The organism is Aeromonas allosaccharophila (genome assembly GCF_000819685.1).
Lineage (GTDB): Bacteria > Pseudomonadota > Gammaproteobacteria > Enterobacterales > Aeromonadaceae > Aeromonas > Aeromonas allosaccharophila.
On the sequence record NZ_CDBR01000059.1, the window covers coordinates 1 to 854 of the forward strand.

General features: G+C 55.9%; 1 protein-coding gene. It reads right to left on the reverse strand.

From position 1 onward, the window contains the following. Positions 1-8: 8 nt before the first annotated feature. Positions 9-854 (reverse strand): IS5-like element IS5 family transposase (locus BN1115_RS11305; protein ID WP_042657241.1); only part of this gene is annotated, 846 nt, incomplete at its 5' end.

The window sequence follows — 854 nt, forward strand, 5'->3', positions numbered from 1 at the left end:
CCCAGTTTTTAGTGAGATCTCTCCCACTGACGTATCATTTGGTCCGCCCGAAACAGGTTGGCCAGCGTGAATAACATCGCCAGTTGGTTATCGTTTTTCAGCAACCCCTTGTATCTGGCTTTCACGAAGCCGAACTGTCGCTTGATGATGCGAAATGGGTGCTCCACCTTGGCCCGGATGCTGGCTTTCATGTATTCGATGTTGATGGCCGTTTTGTTCTTGCGTGGATGCTGTTTCAAGGTTCTTACCTTGCCGGGGCGCTCGGCGATCAGCCAGTCCACATCCACCTCGGCCAGCTCCTCGCGCTGTGGCGCCCCTTGGTAGCCGGCATCGGCTGAGACAAATTGCTCCTCTCCATGCAGCAGATTACCCAGCTGATTGAGGTCATGCTCGTTGGCCGCGGTGGTGACTAGGCTGTGGGTCAGGCCACTCTTGGCATCGACACCAATGTGGGCCTTCATGCCAAAGTGCCACTGATAGCCTTTCTTGGTCTGATGCATCTCCGGATCGCGTTGCTGCTCTTTGTTCTTGGTCGAGCTGGGAGCCTCAATGATGGTGGCATCGACCAAGGTGCCTTGAGTCATCATGACGCCTGCTTCGGCCAGCCAGCGATTGATGGTCTTGAACAATTGGCGGGCCAGTTGATGCTGCTCCAGCAGGTGGCGGAAATTCATGATGGTGGTGCGGTCCGGCAAGGCGCTATCCAGGGATAACCGGGCAAACAGACGCATGGAGGCGATTTCGTACAGAGCATCTTCCATCGCGCCATCGCTCAGGTTGTACCAATGCTGCATGCAGTGAATGCGTAGCATGGTTTCCAGCGGATAAGGTCGCCGGCCATTACCAGCCTTGGG